Source organism: Halomonas sp. AOP30-A1-24, from assembly GCF_052378165.1.
Lineage (GTDB): Bacteria > Pseudomonadota > Gammaproteobacteria > Pseudomonadales > Halomonadaceae > Vreelandella > Vreelandella citrativorans.
Window position 1 is genome coordinate 1 of sequence record NZ_JBQSXL010000032.1, and the last position, 24531, is coordinate 24531.

The following is a 24531-nucleotide window of genomic DNA, read 5'->3' on the forward strand; positions in this document are numbered from 1 at the left end:
ATAGCGCGGCTCCAGCGTTTCGCCGGTGGCCGGGTTAACGGCAACAATATCGGCTTGAGTACCGGTGACGGCCTGTTGACCGATAAGCAGTGTACCTTGCAGTGTCATGTAGCCTCCTGTTAAAGCGCGTTGACGATGGTTGTTTCGTGCTTGTGATTCGTTGGCATGCGTAGCGTGTTACGTAGTGAGCGGCCAAAATCGTTAAGCGTGATCTCGAAACGGTCACCATCGCGGGTTTGAATCTGGTCAGCAAAGCTAAGAGTAGCCGTGCCGAAGAAGTGGACGTGGACATCGCCCGGGCGGCGAAAGCCTGCGTATTTGAAGTGGTGGTGCTCAAGATTGGCGAGGCTGTGGGCCATATTGGACTCACCGGTTAAAAATGGCTTTTCCCACAATGTTTGACCATCGCGCACAATGCGGCTGGTGCCTTCAAGGTGGGTAGGCAACTCTCCGATCAACAGCTCTGGCCCAACGCTACAGGCGCGCAGTTTAGAGTGCGCCAGCCATAGGTAGTTAAAACGCTCGGTAACATGGTCGGAAAATTCGTTACCCACAGCGTAGCCAATCCGCCACGGAGTGCCATCGTCAGCCACCATATAGAGCCCCGCAAGCTCTGGTTCTTCACCAGCATCCTGGGCAAACGCGGGAGAAGGCATGTCTGCTTCCGGCGCGACGATGCAGTCGCCATCGCCTTTATAGAACCATTCCGGCTGCGACCCTTCGGCGTTATCGGAAGGCTTTCCGCCTTCAACGCCGAGTTTGAACATGCGCATGGAGTCGGTCAGCTCCTCCTCGGCCACTTGAGTTTTGGCATGCATGGCGGATCGCGTATCGGCGCTGCCCAAGTGGGTGAGGCCGGTGCCGGTCACCAGGCAGTGGGCGGGGTCGGGATGCGTGAGCGGCGGCAGCAGGCGCTGCTCGTCGATGAGCGTTTGGTAATCAACCAGCGTGTCGCCAAGCCGTGATTTAATGGCTTGTTCAAGCGACTCCCCAGCGGCAATAGCGGCTTTGGCTAGCGCGTAAGTGCCGCCCTCTATGGCGATGGGGCGAACTTTCTCAGCGCTCTCTACCAATGCGACTTTTAGTGTTTCTTGTTCGGTGTACTGAATCAACCGCATAGCGACATGTCCTTGTTAATACATCAAGCGCTTGCTCATTTGCATGGCAAACAGCAGGCAACCCAATGGTGTCTTGAATGGCATGAGGCGGTGTCATGTCACCCCAAGCGGGCTATCCGGGAGAGTGCTAGCGCTGCTTGTTAGAGGTGGCTGACGCCATTATTTGGAAAGTGCTATTCATCGTAGACGAACTGTTGAGCTTATTGCCAGTATGTTCAACATATACTTTTGTATGTGTCGACGTTATCACAAAGAAAGCGTAACGTCATAGCGGCTCCCTGGATTTAAAGGGAGTTGCCAATATCACGATGTCGCCATGAGCATTAATCAAGGGGAAATCATCAGTACCATCCGCTTGTATTACGCCCATGCTTGGAGAGGTTGATTACGTTATGATTGAGAAGAATTGTAATAGGGTTGAATCATAGTGACGTCATCTCTCAGTAAGCCTGTTGCTCGGCCCAGTATTGCCGAACATCTCGCCGAAGCTATCTTCGCAGGGCATTATCAGCCCGGCGATTTTGTGCCTCGGGAGCTGGATCTGTGTGAACGCTTTGCTATTAATCGCTCGGCGGTACGTAGCGATCTTCGTCAGTTGGTGGATGCGGGTATTATTGAGCGTATTTCAGGGCATGGCTCCAAGGTTCGTGAGTATTCTGAGTGGCATATCCTTGATCCCCAGGTGACCCATTGGTTAACGCGGTATGCTGCGCCAAACCCTGATATCCAGCGTGAAATACTGGCTTTTCGTTTGGATGTGGAACCTTATGTGGCGATGACCGCTGCCAAGCGTGCCACGGCGCACGATTTGGTGGCTATCGAAGAAGCATTTGAAGGGTTGGGCCAGAACCTGCGTCATGCCACCTGTCTTGAAGAGCGGCGTCTGCATAGTGAATGCGATGTTGCTTTTCATGAAGCGATCTTCAAGGCGACTCACAACATCGTTTGGGCACAGCTTTCCCATATCTTGCGCCCTTCCATTTATATGTTGGTATCGATGTCCAATGAGAGCGCCCCGGACCCTGATGAGAGTTTGGAGCAGCATCGCCAGCTAATGGAAAGTATTCGTCTGCGCCGCCCTCGGGAGGCGTTTTTGGCGGCTCAGGCCGTGTTGGCGGGTACCGCAAAGGCGCTGGGGCTTGAGAACAGTGCCAGCACCCTGGAGCCCAGCTCTTTGGGACCCAGCTCTTTGGAACCCAGCTCTTTGGGGCTTAACATCGAGCGCCGCTGAACCTTACATTGATCCCACTTTTGCTAACAAGGCAAACGTATGTCTCACGTAATGATTGGCCTGGTCGGGGTGGGTAAAATTGCCCGCGATCAGCATATTCCTGCAATGGCAGCGGTCACTAGCTGCCAGTTTGTCGCCACAGCTGACCCTAATGCAGTACTGCCGGGCACTCCTGGCTATGCCTCGCTAGAGGCCATGCTGGATGCTCACCCCGAGATAACCGCCGTGGCCATTTGCACGCCTACTCACCTGCGCTACTCTCAAGCGCGCCTTGCGTTAATGCGTGGCAAGCATGTGCTGCTGGAAAAGCCGCCAGGGGCCACGTTAAGTGAAGTAGAGGACTTGATCGCAGTGGCTGACCAGCAAGGGGTTAGCCTGTTTGCTGCCTGGCATTCACGTTTTGCACCGGGCGTTGCCCATGCCAAACAGTGGTTAGCAGAGCGCAGTATTCGGCGAGTTGATATTGAGTGGAAAGAGGACGTAAGGGTATGGCATCCAGGCCAAGCGTGGATCTGGCAACCCGGTGGAATGGGCGTATTCGACCCGGGTATTAACGCGCTTTCCATTGCCACGGCCATCCTGCCGCAACCGTTTTTCCTGCGTCAGGCGCGGTTGCAGGTGCCAGAAAATTGCCAGACACCGATTGCCGCTGAGCTCTCTTTTACGGACCACCTGGATACGGCTATTGAAGCGGTGTTTGATTTTCGTCAGACCGGCCCGCAAACCTGGGATATTCACATTGATACTGATGGCGGGCGCGTAAGCCTGACCGACGGTGGTTGCCGCCTAACGATTGAAGGTCAGCAGATAGTCGACGCTGAAGAGAAGGAGTATGAAGGTCTTTATACTTACTTCGCCGAGCTTATCGCAGCGGGGCGCAGCGAAGTAGATGTCGCGCCACTGCGCCAAGTAGCCGACGCTTTCTTGTACGGTCATCGTGACGTAACGGATGCGTTTATCGAGTGATGGCCGTTCACGCTATAGAGAGGTGCCATCAACGACTCAAGCCAAACGCAAGGGCATATGGAGTCGTTGGTGGCGGGTTAACGCGGAACGTTAAAGCATTCGCAGGAAAATAAACCATTAATCAGGTGATGAGGGTTTTCCGAAAAGAGGGAATCCTTCTGCGTCCCATTGGATGCGTTTGACGTACGTATGTCGGTTCGGATCCCACAGGGGGTCGCCCTCAATCTCGGTATACGTGCGCGCGTGATACACCAGTAGATCCGTTTGGCCGTCTTCAGAAACGGTAAAACTATTGTGCCCTGGCCCGAAGAGCTTATTGGGCGAGTCGCTCTGAAAAACGGGGTTTGGCAGCTTCGTCCAGCTGGAAGGATCAAGCAAGTCGTCATCGGCATTGGCCCACAACAAGCCCATGCAGTAGTTTTCATCGGTAGCGCTTGCCGAGTAGGTTAATAACACTCGGCCATGTCGGCACAGAACCGCAGGCCCCTCGTTGACACTGAAGCCACGCGTCTCCCACTCAAATTCAGGAATACTCAAACGAACCGGCGGCCCTGATAGCGTGTCGGGCGCTTCCATGGGTGCAATATAGAGGTTGGAGTTGCCGGGGATGTCAGGCGACTTCTGCGCCCATAGGTAATAGAGTTTGTCATGATGAGAGAACGTTGTTGCGTCGAGGCAGAAGCTATCGATGCCCGTCTCGACCTGAATGGGCGCGCTCCATGTGCCGGTCAGAGGGTTTTCCGCGTCAGTGCTAATTGCGTACATGCGGTGCTGGAATAAACCGTCTTTAATCTCTCGGCTGGGAGCCGCCGCAAAATAGATAGTCCAACGCCCTGCATGAAAGTGCAGTTCCGGTGCCCAAATCAGTTCGCTTAAAGGGCCTGTATCTGGCTTGTGCCATACGCTGACGGTACTGGCATCGGCAAGGGCTTCGATGCTTGATGCCCGGCGTAACTCTAAACGATCATATTCAGGCACCGAAGCCGTGAAGTAATAAAAGCCGTCGGTATGCTTATGAATAAACGGGTCTGCGCGTTGTTCTATCAAAGGCCTCATCGTCATTATGGTCTCTCTTCTTATAGGTTCGTTGCGCGTTATAGGTTCGTTGCGCGGTAGATAGGCCGCTGTTGTTGCTTTGGCGGCGTTTCAGGTAGCGGGGAGCCCTCTAAAAGGTTTGCTTTCATTTTTTCATAATAGCGATCAGTAATATGGTACTTGAACATTAAGCTGCCCATCAGCGTATGAAAGACGCCAGGAATGATAGAAAGCATCAACGCGATACCGGTTAGCGTAAACGCACTCTGTTCAGTATTAGGCTCATAGTTAAAATAGGTTAACAAGATGCCTACCAGGAAACCGGCTGCCCCCATGCCTGCTTTTTGAAAAAATGAAATACCACCGAACGCCAGTCCTGAGACACGCCGCCCAGTCTTGGCTTCTCCGTAATCTACTGACTCGGCGATAGCCGACCAGAAAACCGGAGCATGCAGGTCAACGGCAAAGGAAATAAGGAAATACAGAATAAAGGCCAGCACGATATCGCCCGGAGAGACGGCAAAGAACATGATAACGCTCAGCACCCCGACGGCGAGTTGGCTCCAGCGGAAGAGGTTGAGTTTACAGTAGCGTTTGGTGATCCAGGTTGAAGCCACCATGGCCAAGATGGCTGCGCTAACGCCCACGGTTAAGAAGGCTGACAGCATTGTCGCGTTAGCATCGAGATAATATTTAGCGTAATAGGCCGCCACCGAGCTGCGAATCACATAACCTAGCGTGCCTGTAAAGCAGACCGCACATAGCACCATCCACTGATCGTTTTTGATTAACAGGCGAAACTGCTCTTTCAGTGGTTTCGTATCGATAGTGTGCTGGACGCGCTCGGTAGTCGTGAAATAACAGAACAGAAATAACAGGGTAGCGAGTCCTCCCATTAAGCCCATGGATACCTGGTAGCCCAAGGCAAGATTATCTCCACCCACAAATTCGGCAAGTATCGGCACTATGATCGTTACCAGGAAGGCGGCAATCTTGGCAAAAAACAAGCGGTATCCATTGGCAGGTAGCCGGTCTTGCGGGTCCGGTGACAGTACTCCGATTAAGGAAATATAGGGGATGGTCACCGCCGTGAACATGAGCGTGACAAACAGGTAGGTTGAGTATGCCCACACCAGCTTAGCGTTATAGCTCCAGTCGGGTGTAGTAAAAAGTAGTAGTACCGAGATCCCAAAAGGTACTGAAAAAATCAAGAAGTAAGGGCGGTAACGACCATAACGCGTATTGAATTTATCGGTGATAATACCCATAAGCGGGTCAGTCACTGCATCCATTAACCGCGCTACTAGAAATAGAATCCCCATATGGCTGGGTTTTAGGCCAAAAATATCGGTATAGAAGTAAGAGATAATCAGAAACATCGAAGATATAACGACATTGATCGCCATATCGCCGCTGCCGAATCCAACCTTTTCCAGATACGTAAGCTTTGGAGTTTTCATGGGTAGAGCCTTAAATGATAGATATGGCGACTAAGAAATTAGTGACCGCCTCTATAGAAACCGAAGGAGCAAATCACCTGACGTCCATGGCAATTCACTTTCGATAGGCCCTGAAACACGGTATGCGATGTAGGGTTAAACGTAGAAATACGGCGATGTGCAGCATAGTGGCTCCAGTCGATTATTCTTTATTAGGATTGCCTATATGTTGAACATATGGAGAAAATGTTCAACATGGACTTTAGTCTGGTAGCTTATTCAGAGGCTTTAGAGGGACGTTTTTCTCAAGCACTGAGCAGGTTAAGCCAAGGCGAGGGGCGATGCCGACCGCTTGGCAATATCTGACCTGCCGGCTGTGTTCATGGGGCAGCCGCTACGCATCTTTCGATAAGGAGCGCAGTATTAATGTTGGTAAGGGTGCTGTGAGGATGTTTCTGTGAGATAGCAGCAGGCCTTTCACTGCTGCTATCGGGCTGGCCATGCTTGTTGTGCGGCTGCCTCGTTACGTTTCACTGCGCCCATCTTCGCGTTGCGCGTTCTGAGCGATAATCTCGCGGAGGGTGCTCATTAATAGCGCAGCCCCCGGTGAAAGTCGTTGGTGGCGTAAGCTGACCAGGCCGTAGGGCTGCACGCTAAGCGCTTCGACGAAGGGCAATTGGTGAAAGCGTTGCGGGGTACAGAGTAGATCGGCCGTTTCGCGCGTGGTCACGGTGATGGTGTCCGACTTATCGACCAGCGCTAGTGACACTAGTAAGTCGGCAGTATCAACGACTTGCCGAGGTGGCGCGACCTGATGATGCAGAAACAGACTGTCAACACGCTGTCGCATGAGTGCGCCGGGTGGCTGCAGTGACCACGGATAGGCGGCCATGTCCGCCAGTTTTAACGACGTTTTGCCTACTAGCGGATGCCCTTCACGACAGACGAAGCACAACTCCTCCTCGCCAATTTCTTCAAAGACAAAGCGCTCAAGATCGCTGCCTGGTGGAAGGCGTGTAATCGCAAAATCCAGCTCACCTTCCAGCAAACGTGGCACCAGCGCTTTGCTGACATCCACATCCACACTGATTTTAAGCTCCGGGCGGTCTCTGTGGACCCGTTCAATAGCGCTGGTTAGAAGCGTAACGGCGGGTGCCATAACGGTGCCGATAGCCACGGTGCCCGTATTGCCGTTGCGCAGCGCGGTCAGCTCTTCAGCGGTGTGGTGTAGTGTCGACAGCACACTATGCGCATGACGAATCATGACCTCCCCATACCAGTTAGGGGTTAGCCCACGCGGCTGACGATCAAACAGACGTATCCCCAGCTTGGCTTCCAGGTCGCTGAGCAGTTTTGAGGCAGCGGGCTGGCTCATGTTGAGTTGGGCAGCGGCACGATGCAGGTTGCGGTGCTCGTCAAGCGCCAAAAATAGCTGAAAATGACGCAACTTTAGTCGAGCGTTGAGAAACCAGTTACTGTCAAGAACGCTCATGGAATAAGCCTTTCAGTGCTTTTGATAGCAATAAGTGTATCGGAATTAACGTGTTCCTATATTGGTTAGTTATGTAAGAGCTGTCTAGTGTAGGGCGTGTAGTAGTGAACCTGGTAGAGAACCTAGTAGTGAACCGCATACCGCACGAATAACAATAACGATGTTAACAGGAGGAACACCATGCCCTCTCATACAGGTAGCGTTGGCTCAAGATTGTTACTAAGCGCAGGCGTCATCGCGCTGATGACAAACGTAGCCCAGGCCCAAAGTGATAAGGAACCCATGGCGAACAGTAAAGCAGAGAACGCCGTCGAACAATCGACGTTCGGCCAGTTGCCGGACGGCCGTGAGGTGCAAAGCTACCGGCTGACGAACGCCAATGGCGTTGAGCTTCAGGTCATTAATTACGGGGGCACAATCGTATCCCTGAAAGTACCTGACGTAGACGGAAACATTGACGATATCGCGCTGGGTTTTGAATCGCTGGATGGTTATCTGTCTGACACTTACCAGCAAGCTAATCCCTACTTTGGTGCACTCATCGGCCGCTACGGCAACCGTATCGCCGAAGGTCAGTTTGCGCTGGAGGGTGAAACCTACTCATTAGCCACCAACGATGGTGATAACCACCTGCACGGCGGCGAGCAAGGGTTTGATCGTGTGCTCTGGCAGGCCGAGCCTTTTGAAAATGATAAAGGGACGGGGCTGGTGCTGAGCTATGTCAGTGAGGATGGCGAAGAGGGCTATCCTGGAGAACTGACGGTTGAAGTGACGTACACCCTTACCGATCAAAATGAACTGATTGTCGATTACCAGGCCGAGACCGACAAGGCAACGCCCGTCAATCTTACCCAGCACAGTTACTTCAACCTTAAGGGTGAGGGGAACGACTCCATCCTTGATCATCAGCTTATACTCAATGCCGATGCTTTTACCCCGGTGAGTGAATCATTGATTCCGACGGGTGAGCTGCAGCCTGTTGAAGGCACGCCGTTCGATTTCACCCAGGCCACGTCGATTGGCGAGCGTATTGAGCAAGACAACGATCAACTGCGCTTTGGGCAGGGCTACGACCATAACTTTGTGCTTAACCGAGATAACGCCGAGCAAGGTGATCTGGTGATGGCCGCCAGGGTGTGGGAGCCACAAAGTGGACGGCTGCTGGAAATTAAAACCACTGAGCCTGGTATTCAATTTTATTCGGGGAATTTTTTGGCCGGTGATTTAACGGGCAAAAGTGGCAATGCCTATCCACAGCGCTCTGGCTTTGCACTGGAAACGCAGCACTTTCCCGATTCGCCTAATCAGGACGCCTTTCCCAGCACGGTGCTACAGCCAGGAGAGACCTACCGTTCACGCACCATCTTCCGCTTCTCTGCCCAGGACGATATGGGCGTCTAGCCATGTGCCTGACGAGCAGCAGACGGTGATTGCAGCAATAACATCAATAATAATTGGAATATCAGGAGCACAACAATGAGCATCGTAACCACGTTTACGCGCCTGGCGCTGGGTAGCGCCGTCATGCTGGCCTCGCTGGGTTCTGTGCAGGCACAGGACGACGTGAAGATGGGCTTTATCGTCAAAAAGCCGGAACAAGCCTGGTTTATTAACGAACAGCGCGCCGCTACAGAGGCGGGCGAGGAACTCGGATTCCAGGTTGTTCGTTTGGGTGGTGAAGATGGTCAAGAGGTGCTTAGCGCGATTGATAACCTTTACTCACAAGGCGCTCAAGGGTTTGTCATTTGCCCGCCAGATGTACGTCTTGGGCCAGCGATCATGAATCGCGCCGAACAGTACGGCATGAAAGTGGTGACCGTCGATGACCAGTTTGTTAACGCCAGTGGTGAGCCTATGGAAGGCGTACCGCACCTGGGTATGTCCGGCACCAAAATTGGCCAGCAGGTTGGTGAGGCAATTGCCGCCGAAATGGAAGCCCGTGGCTGGAATGTTGAGAACGTAGGTGCGTTGCGTATTACCAATAACGAGCTACCGACTGCCGTTGAACGGACGGATGGAGCGACCCAAGCGCTGCTTGCTTCGGGCTTCCCCGAAGAGAACATCTTCGATGCGCCTCAACAAAGTACGGATACGAGTGGTGCATTTTCCGCTGCGTCACCGGTGCTGTCTCAGCGCGGTGATTATGAGCACTGGATAATCTACGCGCTAAATGAAGAGAGTGTGCTGGGGGGCGTTCGGGCGACCGAACAGTACGGCCTGGCCGCTGAGGATGTCATTGGGGTGGGCATCAATGGTTCAGGCGCGGCATTTGCTGAGTTTTCCCGCGACAACCCCACGGGCTTCCACGGCACCGTTGCGGTGAGTTCTACCATGCACGGTCGACAAACGGCTGAAGACCTTTACCGCTGGATCAGCGAAGACCAGGAGCCTCAGGCGATTACAGAAACGTCTGGTACGTTAATGACGCGTGATAACTGGGAAGAAGTGCGCGATGCGCTCGGTCTGTAACTGACTTTTTGTGACGGGCTATTTGGTGGAGTGCTCACGTATGTCTGATCCATATCTTCGCTTTGACAATATCAGTGTTGTATTCCCTGGGGTGCGCGCGCTGGATGGGGTGAGTTTTTCTGCTCATACCGGTCAGGTGCATGCGCTGATGGGCGAAAACGGCGCGGGTAAGTCGACGCTGCTGAAAGTGCTTAGCGGGGTGAACCGCGCTGCAGAGGGGGCTCTCTGGATCGATGGGCAGCGCCACGTGTTCAGCAACGCCCGTGAAGCATTGCGCGAAGGGATCGCCATTATCTACCAGGAGCTAACGCTCTCGCCCAATATGTCGGTCGCTGAAAACCTGCTGCTGGGCCAGCTGCCTACGCGTCAGGGGTTTGTGAACCGGCGAAAGATGCGGGAAAGGGCACTGGCGATTCTGGCTGACCTTGGCGAGGGTGACATTCATCCCTCGACCAAGGTGCGCGAGCTCTCTATCGGCCAGCAGCAGATGATTGAGATTGGCCGTGCATTGCTGCGTGATGCCCGCGTTATCGCTTTCGATGAACCTACCAGTAGCCTTTCCATTCAGGAAATCCGTCAGCTTAAACGCATCGTCAAACGCCTGCGCGACGAGGGGCGGGTGGTGCTCTACGTGACCCATCGCATGGAAGAAGTGTTTGAGATGTGCGATGCGGTCACTATCTTTCGCGACGGCCAGCATATTCGTACCCACGAAGATATGTCGCAGCTGACGCATGATCTATTGGTTAGCGAGATGGTAGGGCGGGACATCGATGACGTATACGGCTATCGCGCCCGCGAGCAGGGCGATGTGGTGCTGTCTGTTGACGAGATTCAAGGGCGCGGCCTGAATGCGCCGGTTAGCTTCTCCGTGAAGCGTGGCGAGGTATTCGGCTTGTTTGGCCTAGTGGGCGCCGGTCGCAGTGAGCTATTGCGGCTGGTATGCGGGGTGGAAGCGCCTAAAGCGGGTAGCGTGACGTTCCAGGGCGAATCGCGACGCTTTAAAAGTCCCGCAGAGGCGATTCGTGCCGGTATCGCCATGTGCCCGGAGGACCGTAAATCTCAAGGGATTTTCCCCGTGGCGAGTGTTGCCGACAACCTCAATATCAGCTGTCGGCGGTTTTTTAAGCGCTGGGGTGTTTTCCGTCACCTTGGCCGCGAACGACGCAATGCTGAATCCTATATTCAGCAGCTTAGCGTTAAAACCCCCAGCTATCGGGCACCGATAGGCAAGCTATCCGGGGGCAATCAGCAAAAGGTAATTTTGGCCCGCTGGCTCGCGGAAGAGATTGACCTTTTCGTAATGGACGAGCCCACGCGCGGGATTGATGTAGGCGCGCGTAGAGACATTTATAGCCTGCTTTACGACTTGGCCGAGCAGGGGAAAAGCATTGTCGTGATTTCCAGCGACCTTGCCGAAGTTAGCTCCATCTGTGACCGCATCGCAGTGATGCGCGACGGTGAGCTGGTCGACGTGGTGCCAAGAGACGCCGCCACGCCCGAACGACTATTAGGCCTGGCACTACCCGCCTAAGCGGTACCCATTATCGAACACGTTCAGGACACCTGTGATGACATCGAACAAATTAACCCAAGAAGGTGTTGAGCCAACGCGCCCTGCGGGGCGCCAAGGGCTCGTTAAACCGCTGCGCACGCTGTTGGACACCTCTGGGCTGATCGCCGTTTTTATGCTGCTCTTTATCGCCTTGGCGGTGTTTATCCCCGACTTTCTTACCGGGCGAAACATGGTGGGGCTGCTGCTTTCGATCACCCTGATAGGCAGCCTGGCGACCACCATGATGCTGGTGTTGGCGCTGGGTGAGGTGGATCTTTCGGTGGCCTCAATCGTAGCGTTTGCGGGGGTAGTGGCGGCTGTTGTGACCTCTAGCACCGGTAGCGTTTTTATCGGCGTTATAGGTGGCGTTGTGGCCGGTGGCGCGGTGGGGGCCTTTAACGGGTTTGTGATTGCCAGGTTTGGTATTAACTCGCTGATTGCCACGTTGGCGGCGATGGAGTTTGTACGCGGGCTGGCCTATATCACCTCGGGCGGCGACGCGGTGATGATTACCGTGCCGGGTTTCTTTGATCTGGGTAGCGCTTCATTTCTAGGCCTGACGCTGCCGGTGTGGACCATGCTGGCCTGCTTTGTCATCTTCGGTGTGGTGCTCAATATGACCGCCTTCGGACGCAATGTGCTGGCCACGGGCGGTAACTCGGAGGCCGCGTCGCTCGCGGGGGTCAATGTCCGCCGCCTCAAGATTATTGTCTTTGGTTTACAAGGCGTTGTTGCGGGCGTAGTGGGCGTATTACTGGCCTCGCGGATGGGGTTGGGCGATCCCAATACCTCCATGGGGCTAGAGCTTGCGGTGATTTCTGCCTGTGTACTGGGTGGGGTGGCGCTATCGGGCGGCGTTGCCACTATTACCGGCGTAGTCGTCGGCGTGCTGATCATGGGCTGTGTGCAGAACGCCATGGGGCTACTCAACGTACCAACGTTCTACCAGTACCTGGTACGTGGGGCAATTCTGCTGCTGGCGGTAATGTTTGACCGCTGGAAACAGACGCGACGTCAGCGCGCCTAACGACACTTTTTTCCTGTTTTGTTTCTATCTTTTACCGAATTGTACGGAGAGACGTCCATGTCTGAACGAAAGCCGCCCCTACGCTCTGCCCAGTGGTTTGGAACCGCCGATAAAAACGGCTTTATGTACCGCAGCTGGATGAAAAACCAAGGCATTCCCGACCATGAATTCCAAGGCAAGCCGATTATCGGCATCTGTAACACCTGGTCAGAACTAACGCCTTGCAACGCTCACTTTCGCAAGCTAGCGGAGCATGTAAAGCAGGGCATACTGGAAGCGGGTGGCTACCCGGTGGAATTCCCGGTCTTCTCCAGCGGTGAATCCAACCTCCGCCCGACCGCAATGTTTACCCGTAACCTTGCCAGCATGGATGTTGAAGAGGCGATTCGTGGCAACCCGATTGATGCAGTGGTGCTGCTGGTAGGTTGTGATAAAACGACCCCAGCGCTGTTAATGGGCGCGGCGAGCTGTGATATCCCCACCATCGTCGTGACCGGCGGCCCCATGCTTAACGGCAAGCACAAGGGCAAGGACATCGGTTCGGGCACCGTGGTCTGGCAACTTTCTGAGCAGGTCAAAGCGGGCGAGATTTCACTGCACGACTTTATGGCCGCTGAAGCGGGCATGTCGCGCTCGGCGGGCACCTGTAACACCATGGGCACCGCGTCTACCATGGCCTGCATGGCGGAATCCCTGGGCACCTCACTACCTCACAATGCGGCAATTCCTGCGGTGGATTCGCGTCGTTATGTGCTCGCGCACCTTTCCGGTAATCGCATTGTCGAGATGGTTAATGAAGATCTAAAACTCTCCAAAATTCTCACAAAAGAAGCGTTTGAGAATGCCATTCGTACCAACGCAGCGATTGGCGGCTCCACCAACGCGGTGATCCACCTGAAAGCGATTGCCGGGCGGATGGGGGTAGACCTTAAGCTGGACGATTGGAGCCGGGTGGGGCGCGGTACGCCCACAGTGGTAGACTTACAGCCCTCCGGGCGTTATTTGATGGAAGAGTTCTACTACGCTGGAGGCCTGCCCGCCGTACTAAAACGCTTGGGGGACGCTGATCGCCTGCCCTTTAAAGACGCTCTCACCGTTAACGGTAAAACCCTGTGGGAAAACGTCAAGGACGCCCCGCTGTATAACGACGATGTGATTCGTCCACTGGATAACCCGCTGACCGCAGATGGCGGTATCTGCGTGCTGCGCGGCAATCTTGCACCCAATGGCGCGGTGTTAAAGCCTTCGGCAGCGACCGCCGAACTGATGCAACACCGTGGTCGGGCCGTCGTGTTTGAAGACTTCGACGATTACAAAGCGCGCATCAACGACCCGGACCTGGACGTTGAAGCCAACGATATCCTGGTGATGAAACACTGCGGGCCTCGCGGTTATCACGGCATGGCCGAAGTCGGCAATATGGGGCTGCCGCCCAAGATCCTTGCTCAGGGCGTTACCGATATGGTGCGTATTTCTGATGCGCGCATGAGTGGGACCGCTTATGGCACCGTGGTGCTGCACGTGGCACCTGAAGCTGCCGCGGGTGGCCCCTTGGCCGCGGTGCGTAACGGCGACTGGATTGAATTGGACTGCGCCAGCGGCCGGCTGCACCTGGACGTCAGTGAAGAGGAGATTCAGGCACGCCTCGCCGCGTTTGATGCCACGGCGGCCTCGACCCTCATCGCAAGCCAGGGCGGCTATCGCCAGCTCTATATTGAGCGAGTGCTGCAAGCCGATGAAGGCTGTGACTTTGACTTCCTGATCGGCTGTCGAGGCTCTGACGTGCCGCGTCATTCGCACTGATAAGAATTTCCTGATGATTTTTTTAACTATGATCGATGGCGGGAGTGGCCTGGGCAGGGTCTCCTTCCTGAACTTTTTATTGCATTCTGCACATGTTGTCTAAGCACTTTCCTCAGCATCCTGTTGCTCAAGATGGATGTTCTGACGCCAGCTGTTGGGAAGGTCTATTGTGTTTGTGGATCAGTCGCTGCCCGTTTTCATTTAAAACCTAAATGACGAAGCCATTAACCGCACCTGGCATGACCAAAGCGGGCTCATGTGCCACAGTTAAACAGTAAATTATTAAATATATTTCATAAAATCAATAGGTTGGCATGCTCTTGTTGAGTTTAAGTTTTTGACTTTATATATGTTTTTTATTTTTTAGAAAAACCTGGTACGACGCGTGCACTAACCAGGACAAGAACGCAGCATCAGGATGATGGTTGGTTCTTGGCTAGATGTTCCTTGTTTGATTTATTTTTACGAAGCAACAGAAAGCAGATTACTTAGGAGGCACGACATGAAAATGGAAGCTCTGAAAAAACTAGGTATTTTAGGCGTATCGTTTGGTCTGATCGCAAGCCCACTTGCGTTTGCTGAAATGGAAAGTGGCACTGAGCAAGAACCAGTGCCGCAAGAAGAGACGACGCAGGACGAGCAAGGCAGCTTTAATTCGTATGACACTGATCAGCAAGATCAAGATGTAACCACTGAGTATGAAGAGGAAGAGCAAGAATTCACCTATGAAGAAGAGGAAGAGGAGCAGGAGTACGAAACCACGGATGACGATGACGACACCCAGTGGTAATTAACCCGCTAATGGAATAACACTTGCTCTGGCTTACGGATGAGCCACAAAATGCCCCGCCGCCTGCGGGGCATTTTTGCGTTTAAAGCCCAAAGCAAAAGTTGTTGCCTTATCGTCTATTGTTAACATTACGTACCCCTTGGCCCGTTATGACTATAAGGAAGCCTGTATCGTGGTGAACTGGAAAGAGGCGCCGCAGCTTCCTAAAGCGGAAGGGCGAATCGCGGCTATCGATTTGGCGCGAGGCATTGCGATTGGCTTAATGATTGTCAGCCACACGGTTAGCGGGCTGATAGGCATACGTAATGTGCCTGACTGGGGCATGGTGCCTATTCATCTATTAACCAAATTCTCCTCATCACTGTTTATTTTGGTATTCGGCATTGCCCTGGCAGTGGCCTTTCTTTCTCACACCCAAAGCGATGATTGGCCTAAACGACGCCTTAAGCTATGGCTACGCGCGATTGAAGTGTGGTTCTGGTACAAGGCGCTCATTATTATCGAGATGCTGCCGTTTAGTAGCCCTGCCGATATTGTCGATACGTTGCTTTATGGGCGCTTTGGAATCTGGGTCGAGATTTTAGGCTTTTATGCCATTGCCCTGCTTTGGGTGCCGCTTATTCTACCGCTATGGGCACGGGCGCCTCTTTGGAGCCGGATTGCCACACTGGTTGGCTTAACCGCACTTTCTGCCTGGTTACAAGGGCTGAGCTTTGGCGGTAACGATATCCTGAAAGCCTTACTGGTCGACCACCCCGACCACTATGCCTGGGGGCAGATTAGCCGGGCACCCCTTATCCTTGTGGGATTATTGGTAGGTGAAGCGCTATTGCGCTATTACTTTACGGCTCACTTGCGCCGCCGCTTGGTGTTAATACTGCTGGCGGCAGGCGCGTTAATGGTAATGGCGTTTTATGGTCTCGCGTTGGCGGATGGCCGTGTTTATGCCGCCATGATGGCCGTTGCCAATAACGCAGGCAAACATCCGCCTGGCCTGGAATTTATGCTGTTTAGTGTAGGTGGCGCGCTTATTTTGCTCGCATTGGCACTGGCCGGTGGAGCGGCTGCCGCCAAGGCACTTTTGCCGCTCACCGTGGTCGGCAGCGATGCGCTAAAAGCGTTTATTTTTCATATTGTGATGATCTTTCTCGTGCTGCGCTTTTTGCTACAAGGCGAGGGCATGTATACCTATCCACAGGCGCTGGCGATTAGCGGCGTGTTGATACTGGGCGCCGCCGTGTGGATTTGGGTGACACGCTGGATCGCAGCTCACCGCTAAGAGGACATGGTTTGCAACGACAGCAACGATGGCTGCTGGCCATAGTGTGTTTAATGGCACTGCCAGCCTATGCCGACGGTACTCAAGCACAGGAATTTGAGGCACAGGAGCTTGAAGTACAGGCTTTTGAGACGAACTGGTACTACGAAGTCGATAAACAGAGCACATGGCAGGCTGACTTGAATGCCCGAGTCGCCGCTATTGAGGGCATCTTTGAAGGTACGTTAGGGGTATATGTACAAAACCTGGCCACCGGAGAAGCCTACTCGTGGCACGCGGACAGGCCCTGGTATTTGGCCTCGTTAGTAAAAGTACCTATTGCCGCCCAAGTGCTTGCCGAACGTCAATCAGGCACGCTGTCACTGGATGAGCGCTTAACGCTTTCGCGCGGTGACTTTGTGGATGGCGCGGGGCCGGTGATCTGGCACGACCCGGGGACGCCGATCTCGATTCGCTACCTGCTTGAACAGATGATTACCGTCAGTGATAACACGGCATCCGATATGTTGATTGACCGCGTGGGGCTTGCCGATGTCAATATTCGGGCGAGAGCAATGATTGCGGATAGTGGAGGCAATCCTGATGATATCGGCCCGATTAGCAAGCTGGTTGGCGTTCGTCAGGGCGTTTATGGGCAGCTACACCCTGACGCACGAACGCTGGACGGCATGGATTTTATCGCCTTGCGCCAGCACCGGTTAAGCCAGCGTGCGGCGGCGCTGGCTCAGCGGCTGGATGTTGATCCCTCCACGCTCAAGCAACCTGACTATGACCACGCGTTCGATGCCTATGAGGCGACCGGTGAAAACGTAGGCACGCTGCGTGCCTACGGCGACCTGTTAGCAAGTGTGTATAAAGAGGCAGCGAGTGGTGGCTTAGGTGCCCAGCCGAGCCAGGCACTGCTGGAGATAATGCAGCGAACAACATCGGGCAGTAATCGACTAACGGCCGGGTTGGGCGACACCATCCGTTTTGCACATAAAACCGGTACCCAGCATCGGCGCAGTTGCGATGCGGGCATTGCTTCGCACGAGGAGGCTAATGGCCCCTGGGTGATCGTTGCTTGCAGCCGGGGACCGGTAGCGGTGAATGACCATGAACGTGCGCTGGCGCGAGTAGGCGATGCGTTACGCTATAGCGGTGCGCTTGGGAAGCCTTGAACATGCTGTGTCGCAGGTACACCCGCCGCCAAGGCGAGCGTGATAAACTAGCGGCTTCATTTCATTGATACAGGCAGGAGGTTGTTATGGCAAACGCCAGCGCCCGTCATATTTTGGTTAGCAGCGAAGAGCAGTGTTTAGCGCTTAAACAGGAAATCGAAAACGGCCGTGATTTTGCCGATGTCGCCAAGCAGCACTCTAGCTGCCCTTCTGGCCGCCAGGGCGGCGACTTGGGTAGCTTCGGCCCCGGCCAAATGGTGCCTGAGTTCGACAAGGTGGTGTTCAGCGGTGAGTTGGGTCAGGTACACGGCCCGGTGAAAACGCAGTTTGGTTATCACCTGCTCGAAATCACTGACCGCACCTAAACGTTGCGTCTCTATAGCCGTGCAATACGATAAGACGTCTGCACGGCTATTGTCGCTTTGGCATTCGGTCCTGCCTGAAAAGCGCTTATGCTCGGTCACTTTTCAGACAGAATCGCATGTTTAACCTCGCGTTAAATCGCCTCCAGCGTCGTGGCGTTTACGTTGCGGTGTGAGGAGAAAGCCATGAACGACCCCATTATTTCGATTAACGGCCTGAATAAAACCTACGAAGGCGGCTTTCAAGCGCTCTCGCGGGTGGACCTCACCATTCAGCGTGGTGAGATTTTTGCGCTGCTTGGCCCCAACGGGGCAGGCAAAACCACGCTGATCAGCGTGGTGTGTGGGCTGGTAAACCCGACCCAGGGCGAGGTGGTGATTGACGGCTTTAATAGCGTTAGCCAGTACCGCCAGGCGCGTGAGCGTATCGGTCTGGTGCCTCAGGAGTTGACCAACGAAGCCTTTGAAACGGTGTGGAATACGGTCAGTTTTAGCCGTGGCCTGTTCGGTAAAGCGCCTGCCCCTGCGCATATTGAAAAAGTGCTTAAGTCATTGGCGTTATGGGATAAACGTCATAACCGCTTAATGACCCTTTCCGGCGGAATGAAGCGCCGCGTGCTGATTGCCAAGGCGCTTTCTCACGAGCCGCGCATTCTGTTTTTGGATGAGCCAACGGCGGGGGTCGATGTTGAGCTGCGCCGGGATATGTGGGAAGTGGTTCGCGGGCTGCGCGAAAGTGGCGTCACGATTATTCTCACCACCCACTATATTGAAGAAGCCGAAGAGATGGCCGACCGCATCGGGGTGATTAATCGAGGTGAAATCGTGCTGGTGGAAGAGAAAGCGGCCTTGATGCAAAAGCTGGGCAGCAAGCAGTTAATTCTTCAACTGCAAACGCCGTTAAAGGCGCTACCTGCCGCTTTTCAGCAAACGGGGTTAAGCCTGGCCGCCGATGGGCATGAGTTGGTGTACAGCTATGATGGCCGTCAGGATGAAGAGGGCCACAAAATATCAGCGCTGTTAGCGAACCTTGAGCGCGAAGGCATCGCCTTTAGAGACCTGCACACACGGCAGAGTTCGCTTGAGGATATTTTCGTCGACCTGGTTAAGGAGCGTGCATGAATCTGTATCCTGTTCGCGCCATTTATATGGCAGAAATGGCGCGTACGCGGCGCACATTATTGCAAAGCATTGTGTCGCCGGTTATTTCAACCTCGCTCTACTTTGTGGTATTCGGCGCGGCCATCGGCTCGCGTATCAGTGAGATTGGAGGGGTCAGCTACGGCGCCTTTATCGTGCCTGGGTTGATTATGCTCATGCTACTGACCCAAAGCGTGTCCAATGCCTCTTTCGGGATTTTCTTTCCCAAGTTTTCGGGCAGTATCTATGAAATTTTATCGGCGCCCATCTCCTATCTTGAAATAGTGATTGGCTATGTAGGAGCGGCCGCCTCGAAGTCGATTCTATTGGGGCTGATCATTCTTGGGACATCGAGTTTTTTTGTGCCGCTGGAAATTGCGCACCCCTTCTGGATGCTGACGTTTCTAGTGCTCACCGCCGTCACGTTTAGTTTGCTGGGGTTCATTATCGGCATTTGGGCGGATGGCTTCGACAAGCTGCAGCTTGTGCCCTTGCTGATCATTACGCCGCTGACCTTTCTGGGCGGCAGTTTCTACTCGATAGATATGCTGCCCCCTTTCTGGCAGACCGTCACGCTCGCCAACCCCGTGGTGTATCTGGTCAGCGGCTTTCGGTGGAGCTTCTACGGGATTAGCGATGTCAGTGTGGTGGCCAGTGTGGCCATGATCAGCCTGTTTTTACTGGCGAGCCTGGCCACTATCGCGTGGATATTTCGTACCGGCTATCGCCTGAAACCCTAACGCGCACTATGTCTTTGGTACAGCGCCTCTTTTTATCTACGCCAGGAGCCAAGGCCCCTTATGCCACTACTGCAAAGCATTGTTCACCGCCTGGACCCTTCGCTTGACGGTGAACGCTTAACGCTTACCGCCGCGCCATCGCTTGCCCAAAGTGATGACCCGGCCATGACAAGCCTGGTGAATACGCTTAACGACACGTATAACACCAAGGCTAAAGGTTGGGGGCGCTTTGCTGAAGAGGGCGAGCAGGCTGGCCCACTACTTGCCTGGCTGCGCGATTATATGGCGGGTGCCCAGGACTTTACCCAGCTTTCGACCGCAATTGCTGAGCGCCTGGCGCGTGAGCTACAAGAGCAGCTATCCGTCAGCGGCTATTTACTGCTTGCGCACATACGCCAAGGGGACACCGAAACGCTATTTATCGCGTTGGTACATCAGCGTGAAGGTATTGGCATTAACCAGGCTCACCAGGCCGTGCCTGCCGCGCAGCTTAATACCAGCCAGCTTACCTTGGCGGCACGGGTCAATTTAACCCAGTGGCAGAGCGAGTCACCTGGTGCGCAGTACGTCTCTTTCTTGAAAGATCGTGGTGGTAAAAAGCTTGCCGAAGGCATGGTAGCCCTGTTGGGCATGGAAGAAGGAATTGATGCGCCCGCTGAAACCCGCACGCTGCTCAAGGCCTTCAGCGACTATGTGGAAAAAGAGGATTTCGACGACGAGGCGAGTCGAGAAAAAACCGACACGCTGGTGGACTACGCCAATGAACAGCTTCGCCGTGGCGAGCCAATGACCTTGGAAGAGCTTTCTGGGCTGGTGGACGAACAGCAGCCGAAAGCCTTTTACGACCATATTCGCAACGCCGATTACGGGCTTTCGCCGGAGATTCCCCCCGACAAGCGCACCTTAAGCCAGTTCCGCCGCTTTACCGGCCGAGCGGGCGGTGTCTCGATTAGTTTTGACTCCCACCTGCTGGGCTCAAGCATCGAGTACGACGCCACTCAAGATCGCCTGATTATCAAGCAAGTGCCCAAGCAGTTAAGAGAGCAGCTTACCAAGAAAGATTGAGGTAAGGACGATGCTGTAGCAACCCAGGAGCCCCTTATGCTGAACGCTATTAGTGATTTCTTCCAGCGCACGCTTGCGCAACCCGAGCAGCGCGAAAATCAAACGCTCACCCTGGAATTGGCCACCGCAGCCCTGCTGTGTGAAATCGTCCGCGCCGATTATGACACCACCGATGAAGAGCTTGCCGCGCTGCGCCTTATGCTTACCGAGCGCTACCAGCTCAGCACAAGCGATGTGGAAGAGCTGATGACGTTGGCACAAGCAGAAGTGGATGAGGCCGTCGATCATTACCAGTTTGTGAGCCTAATCAAAGAGCACTATAACGACGACCAGCGCTGTGAGCTGGTGGCGCTGATGTGGCAGCTGGCGTGGGCCGACGGCAGCGTTGACCCACTTGAAGAGCACCGTATTCGGAGGCTGGCCGATTTACTGCATATTAGCCACAGTGATTTTATTCGCACCAAACTACAGGTTGAAGGACAGGTTGAAGAGCGCCGAACAGCGCAAGACGAGCCTGAGCGAGGTGGCGTATCTCACTAACATATTAGTTCCCTGCGTTACTGTTCTTCAGGTGCGCTGAGCAGGCCCTCGACCAGGCGATGCAGCTGTTGCTGAAACTGGCCGCCTGGGGAGGGTGGCGTGGGGTCGGCGGTGATCACGATGGTTATATCGCGCTCAGGGACCACGTACAGCGCTTGCCCGCCATAGCCACGCCCGTAGTACACCGCTTCCCCCGCGAGTTCGGTAATAAACCAGCCATACCCATAGCCATCACCCGTCCAGGCAGAGATACCACGGGGTGTCCATGAAGCCTCCACCCACCCCTCTGGCAATAGCCGCACGCCCTCCATCGCGCCGTCGTTACGATAAAGCTCACCCACCTCAATCAACGCGTGTGGCGAAAGTTGCATGTTGTTGCCGCCAAAATAAATGCCTTGCGGGTCACGCGGCCATGCGGGAATCGAAATATTAAGCGGCTCCCCCAGCAGGCGTTGCGCGAGCACATGCGTAGTTTCACCGCTTGCCTGGGTAAGTGCTGCTGAAAGCAGGTGGCTAGTGCCGGTGGAGTACAGCATCCGCCCTCCGGGTTCATCGACAAATGGGCGAGTAAGGGCATCATTAACCCAGTTTGAGCTTGCCACCCAAGCGCTGTAGTTACCGCCGGATGTACGCTCAAGCCCCGCCTGCTGAGCCAGCAAATGCCCTACGGTAATGTCTTCCACGCGCGGGTCCAGCCCGGCTGGCAATGGCTCATCCAAGAGCATTACCAATCGCTGCTCTGTGGATTCAATAATGCCCTCTTCAATAGCTGCGCCTGTTATCGCCGCCAGCACCGTTTTGGAAAGTGATTTGATATTGGCAGGCTGCGCAACGCCGGGGCCACCCTGGTGGAGTTCGCGGATAATCTCGCCGTCGTAAGCGACCACAACGCTGTGAAGGCGGTTTAATTGGCGGGTTTGCTGATCCAGCGCCTGGAGTGCATGCGCAGAAGGTTCATTAGCGGCTGCATAGGCGGTGGGTAACAATGAAGTAACAGCTAATGAAACAAGCAAAGCAGTGGCGCGCATCACAACACCTTCGGTATAAGTGGCAAAGGTTCGAGGTTTAGAAGTGAGAGAGGTTCCACCATACACAGACGTTAAAATTAAAGCGCGATAGCACTCTCTAGATATAAAGTTAAACGAATAGCTATTAAAGGTTATATTTGACCTTTTAAAATCATTTTTAGTCTATAATGGGTTATAAATAAGCCATTATTTAGAGGTTTTTTTTTATGGCCCTTACTCACTCCTTACTTGCTCCTGGCGAATTGTCTCAGCAGGTCGGTGCCAATGCACGAGAAGCACGATTGGCGAAGAACCTCTCCCGTAAAACCTTGGCGCAGATGACGGGTGTTTCCGAGTCCACCATTAAACGGTTCGAATCCAGTGGGCAAATAACCCTCGATATCTTGGTGCTCATTGCCACGGCGCTGGGCGCCACACGCCAAATTGCCGAGCTATTCACATATGAGCATCCCATATCACTTGAAGAGATCAAGCAAGCAGGGCGTGTTCGGGGGCGAAAATGAAGCGTATCAACACCGTAGAGGTGCTGTTAGCAGGTAACCGTGTGGGGGAGCTGGTCGCTAGCCGACAGGGCACCTACTTTGCTTATGACCCTCAGTGGGTGGCGGAGGGCTTTAATTTATGACCTAACTTACGCCCCTGTTCGGGGCTATGCAGATGAGCATACAACGTCTTTCAGTGGGACAGGTTTGGCTACGCGTAAAAAGCTCAAACAGGTTTGTGCTCCCTTCAGGTACTTAACCCCGGATCTCTATATTGAACAAGCCCTTGATGCTCTATCCGAATGGTCGTCCCTTTGCTATGAATTAGAAATCGATACCCAGCAGCAGAAAGTGATTCAGCGAGCATTCGACGAGAACCGCCAGCGTCTCGGATAACGCTAGCCATGCGGCCACGCAAACCCAGCCACCTTCTGCCTTCTGGTAGGGAAAGGCAGGGCATTACGCAAAAAGTTGAAAAGCCTGCTAGGCTTTAATCGTTACTGGGCGTAAGCAACCCTTTGATTTCAACCAAAACGCAAACCAGCAAGGAGTGCCAACATGCGTAATATTATCTATATCGTAGGCCTAATCGTCGTTGTGCTGTTTATCCTTTCACTGCTCGGCCTGCGCTAACGCCAGCGACCGCCAGCACGCCCGCAGATTTCCCCTGCGGGCTTTTTACGCACCCGCCTAAGCAATCTGGTGGCAAAAGTGACGCGGTAAGCACGACATAAGCGTTATTAACCTCACTCTTCAAACAAACATTTCATATAGCGACTATCGCCACATCACTGCCATAACCCAGTGGCTATAGGTCTTAACGTAGCTGCGCAAAGCCGTCACCGGTATCGCAAAGCGAGTTCTATTGCTTATAGCAGCAAAGGCCAGGTTGAGCGCTGAAGATACCCATTTTGGAGCATTGCAACTATCGTTAGCCCAAGGCTGAGGCCGAAGAGGCCGATTAATAATGTTGCAGAAAAAAACAAAACTTCACAAACGCGACGGATTAAGCAGGCATACTAAAAGCCAAAGTATGGTGTGGATATGCTTTTTTTCTGATGGGGAGGCGTTTTACAATTATTAGTAATATTTTTTCTATTAAAAATCAAATAGATAATGTTTTTGTGACGCGCTTGGGTGATAAGTAAGCGATGCAGTATATCGTTACTATATAAGATATTTTGTCTAAAATGGGTATGTTGTTAATTTTTGTTAAATAAAAAATTAACACGGAAAATGTCTGATATTAATCAGTTAAGCTCATGTTTTTTATCAAGGATCGTTTTAAGTGGCGGCGTTTTAATAGTTCAAACGTTTGCTTTAAAGGTGGTTGGTAGCAGGCTGCCGCCACAGAGGGATGATTGATTTTAACCGATAAAAAAAGCAGTAATAGCTGTACGGCACCGTTGATAGCCGCAAAATAGTGAATGATGTAGCGATAAAGAGGGGCGTGCTGGATATGAATAAAATGTCTTTAAACGTTACAAGAGAACCTGAAGCATCTAAAAAAACGCTGACGAGTACAAAAAGTGAAACAAAAACAAGGAATACTCTTTTCCGCATACGTAAAGAGGACGAAAGAGTGATTTTTTCCAGCACAGCATTTTCAGAAGAGGTAAAGGACGTATCAGGTGGGCAGTGTTATCAAGCTCTTTCGAGTTCCCAGTTATTGCAACTAGAACGGCTGGAAATACAAATGATGGTAGCCAGCCAATACTTGTATAAGCAATACGTAATGTGCCGTGAGGTTTGAGAGCACAAGCGTGTGGTTTGGGAGGTGGGCAGGCGCTATCCAGTAGCTCAGCTAGGG

The 24531-nt window shown here is 53.4% G+C and carries 23 protein-coding genes; 18 read left to right on the top strand and 5 right to left on the bottom strand.

Going from position 1 to position 24531, the window contains the following annotated elements:
• Positions 1-119: 119 nt before the first annotated feature.
• On the bottom strand, positions 120-1118 hold the full coding sequence (araD1, locus tag ACT3TJ_RS15450) for an AraD1 family protein (RefSeq protein ID WP_193054271.1): 999 nt from the start codon (positions 1116-1118) through the stop codon (positions 120-122).
• A gap of 427 nt (positions 1119-1545) precedes the next feature.
• Here araD1 and ACT3TJ_RS15455 point away from each other — a divergent pair, with 427 nt between their 5' ends.
• Entirely contained in the window at positions 1546-2349 is an 804-nt protein-coding gene (locus tag ACT3TJ_RS15455) for a FadR/GntR family transcriptional regulator (RefSeq protein ID WP_287076821.1), read from the top strand.
• 39 nt (positions 2350-2388) lie between these two features.
• Positions 2389-3315 carry a Gfo/Idh/MocA family protein gene (locus tag ACT3TJ_RS15460; RefSeq protein ID WP_193054272.1) on the top strand — a complete coding sequence of 309 codons (927 nt, stop codon included), beginning with the start codon at positions 2389-2391 and terminating at the stop codon, positions 3313-3315.
• A 117-nt stretch (positions 3316-3432) separates the two neighbouring features.
• Here ACT3TJ_RS15460 and ACT3TJ_RS15465 read toward each other — a convergent pair whose 3' ends face one another.
• The 3 genes from ACT3TJ_RS15465 to ACT3TJ_RS15475 all read right to left on the bottom strand — a co-directional run bounded on the left by ACT3TJ_RS15465 (position 3433) and on the right by ACT3TJ_RS15475 (position 7281).
• Positions 3433-4377 carry a glycoside hydrolase family 43 protein gene (locus ACT3TJ_RS15465; protein ID WP_193054273.1) on the bottom strand — a complete coding sequence of 315 codons (945 nt, stop codon included), beginning with the start codon at positions 4375-4377 and terminating at the stop codon, positions 3433-3435.
• A 32-nt stretch (positions 4378-4409) separates the two neighbouring features.
• A complete protein-coding gene (locus ACT3TJ_RS15470) occupies positions 4410-5810 on the bottom strand; it encodes an MFS transporter (RefSeq protein ID WP_441677568.1) in 1401 nt (466 codons plus the stop codon).
• A 502-nt stretch (positions 5811-6312) separates the two neighbouring features.
• Positions 6313-7281, bottom strand: a complete 969-nt coding sequence (locus tag ACT3TJ_RS15475) for a LysR substrate-binding domain-containing protein (protein ID WP_441677570.1) — start codon at positions 7279-7281, stop codon at positions 6313-6315.
• Positions 7282-7461: 180 nt separating this feature from the next.
• On the opposite strand from ACT3TJ_RS15475, the gene ACT3TJ_RS15480 reads away from it, so the two are divergent.
• From ACT3TJ_RS15480 to ACT3TJ_RS15540, 13 genes are all read left to right on the top strand, one after another.
• Positions 7462-8682 carry an aldose epimerase family protein gene (locus tag ACT3TJ_RS15480; protein WP_441677572.1) on the top strand — a complete coding sequence of 407 codons (1221 nt, stop codon included), beginning with the start codon at positions 7462-7464 and terminating at the stop codon, positions 8680-8682.
• Positions 8683-8757: 75 nt separating this feature from the next.
• Positions 8758-9750 carry an arabinose ABC transporter substrate-binding protein gene (locus tag ACT3TJ_RS15485; protein WP_441677574.1) on the top strand — a complete coding sequence of 331 codons (993 nt, stop codon included), beginning with the start codon at positions 8758-8760 and terminating at the stop codon, positions 9748-9750.
• Positions 9751-9790: 40 nt separating this feature from the next.
• On the top strand, positions 9791-11284 hold the full coding sequence (gene araG / locus ACT3TJ_RS15490; RefSeq protein ID WP_441677576.1) for an L-arabinose ABC transporter ATP-binding protein AraG: 1494 nt from the start codon (positions 9791-9793) through the stop codon (positions 11282-11284).
• A gap of 37 nt (positions 11285-11321) precedes the next feature.
• Positions 11322-12332, top strand: coding sequence for an L-arabinose ABC transporter permease AraH (araH, locus tag ACT3TJ_RS15495; RefSeq protein WP_172117992.1), 1011 nt, complete (start codon positions 11322-11324; stop codon positions 12330-12332).
• 57 nt (positions 12333-12389) lie between these two features.
• A complete protein-coding gene (locus tag ACT3TJ_RS15500; protein WP_172117993.1) occupies positions 12390-14135 on the top strand; it encodes an IlvD/Edd family dehydratase in 1746 nt (581 codons plus the stop codon).
• 502 nt (positions 14136-14637) lie between these two features.
• Positions 14638-14925 (top strand): hypothetical protein, encoded by a 288-nt coding sequence (locus tag ACT3TJ_RS15505; protein ID WP_172119065.1) that lies wholly within the window; start codon positions 14638-14640, stop codon positions 14923-14925.
• Between the two features lie 172 nt (positions 14926-15097).
• Positions 15098-16204 carry an acyltransferase family protein gene (locus ACT3TJ_RS15510; RefSeq protein WP_441677579.1) on the top strand — a complete coding sequence of 369 codons (1107 nt, stop codon included), beginning with the start codon at positions 15098-15100 and terminating at the stop codon, positions 16202-16204.
• An 11-nt stretch (positions 16205-16215) separates the two neighbouring features.
• Positions 16216-17364: a serine hydrolase gene (locus ACT3TJ_RS15515; protein ID WP_226912082.1), complete on the top strand. Its 1149-nt coding sequence runs from the start codon at positions 16216-16218 to the stop codon at positions 17362-17364.
• A gap of 86 nt (positions 17365-17450) precedes the next feature.
• Entirely contained in the window at positions 17451-17729 is a 279-nt protein-coding gene (locus tag ACT3TJ_RS15520) for a peptidylprolyl isomerase (RefSeq protein ID WP_087111190.1), read from the top strand.
• Positions 17730-17912: 183 nt separating this feature from the next.
• Positions 17913-18848 carry an ABC transporter ATP-binding protein gene (locus ACT3TJ_RS15525; RefSeq protein WP_193056716.1) on the top strand — a complete coding sequence of 312 codons (936 nt, stop codon included), beginning with the start codon at positions 17913-17915 and terminating at the stop codon, positions 18846-18848.
• Entirely contained in the window at positions 18845-19606 is a 762-nt protein-coding gene (locus ACT3TJ_RS15530) for an ABC transporter permease (RefSeq protein WP_172119068.1), read from the top strand. Before ACT3TJ_RS15525 ends, ACT3TJ_RS15530 begins: the two co-directional genes overlap by 4 nt.
• Before the next feature lie 60 nt (positions 19607-19666).
• Positions 19667-20671: a nucleoid-associated protein YejK gene (yejK, locus tag ACT3TJ_RS15535; RefSeq protein ID WP_441677581.1), complete on the top strand. Its 1005-nt coding sequence runs from the start codon at positions 19667-19669 to the stop codon at positions 20669-20671.
• 36 nt (positions 20672-20707) lie between these two features.
• Entirely contained in the window at positions 20708-21211 is a 504-nt protein-coding gene (locus ACT3TJ_RS15540; protein ID WP_441677583.1) for a TerB family tellurite resistance protein, read from the top strand.
• Positions 21212-21228: 17 nt separating this feature from the next.
• Here ACT3TJ_RS15540 and ACT3TJ_RS15545 read toward each other — a convergent pair whose 3' ends face one another.
• Positions 21229-22239, bottom strand: coding sequence for a serine hydrolase domain-containing protein (locus ACT3TJ_RS15545; protein WP_444666008.1), 1011 nt, complete (start codon positions 22237-22239; stop codon positions 21229-21231).
• Between the two features lie 206 nt (positions 22240-22445).
• Between ACT3TJ_RS15545 and ACT3TJ_RS15550 the strand changes: the two genes are divergently transcribed.
• The 3 genes from ACT3TJ_RS15550 to ACT3TJ_RS15560 all read left to right on the top strand — a co-directional run bounded on the left by ACT3TJ_RS15550 (position 22446) and on the right by ACT3TJ_RS15560 (position 24474).
• Positions 22446-22742, top strand: coding sequence for a helix-turn-helix domain-containing protein (locus ACT3TJ_RS15550; protein WP_087111202.1), 297 nt, complete (start codon positions 22446-22448; stop codon positions 22740-22742).
• On the top strand, positions 22739-22864 hold the full coding sequence (locus ACT3TJ_RS15555; protein ID WP_192527936.1) for a HipA N-terminal domain-containing protein: 126 nt from the start codon (positions 22739-22741) through the stop codon (positions 22862-22864). The genes ACT3TJ_RS15550 and ACT3TJ_RS15555 overlap by 4 nt, the downstream gene beginning before the upstream one ends.
• Before the next feature lie 1316 nt (positions 22865-24180).
• Positions 24181-24474 carry a hypothetical protein gene (locus tag ACT3TJ_RS15560; protein WP_192527937.1) on the top strand — a complete coding sequence of 98 codons (294 nt, stop codon included), beginning with the start codon at positions 24181-24183 and terminating at the stop codon, positions 24472-24474.
• Positions 24475-24531: the final 57 nt, after the last annotated feature.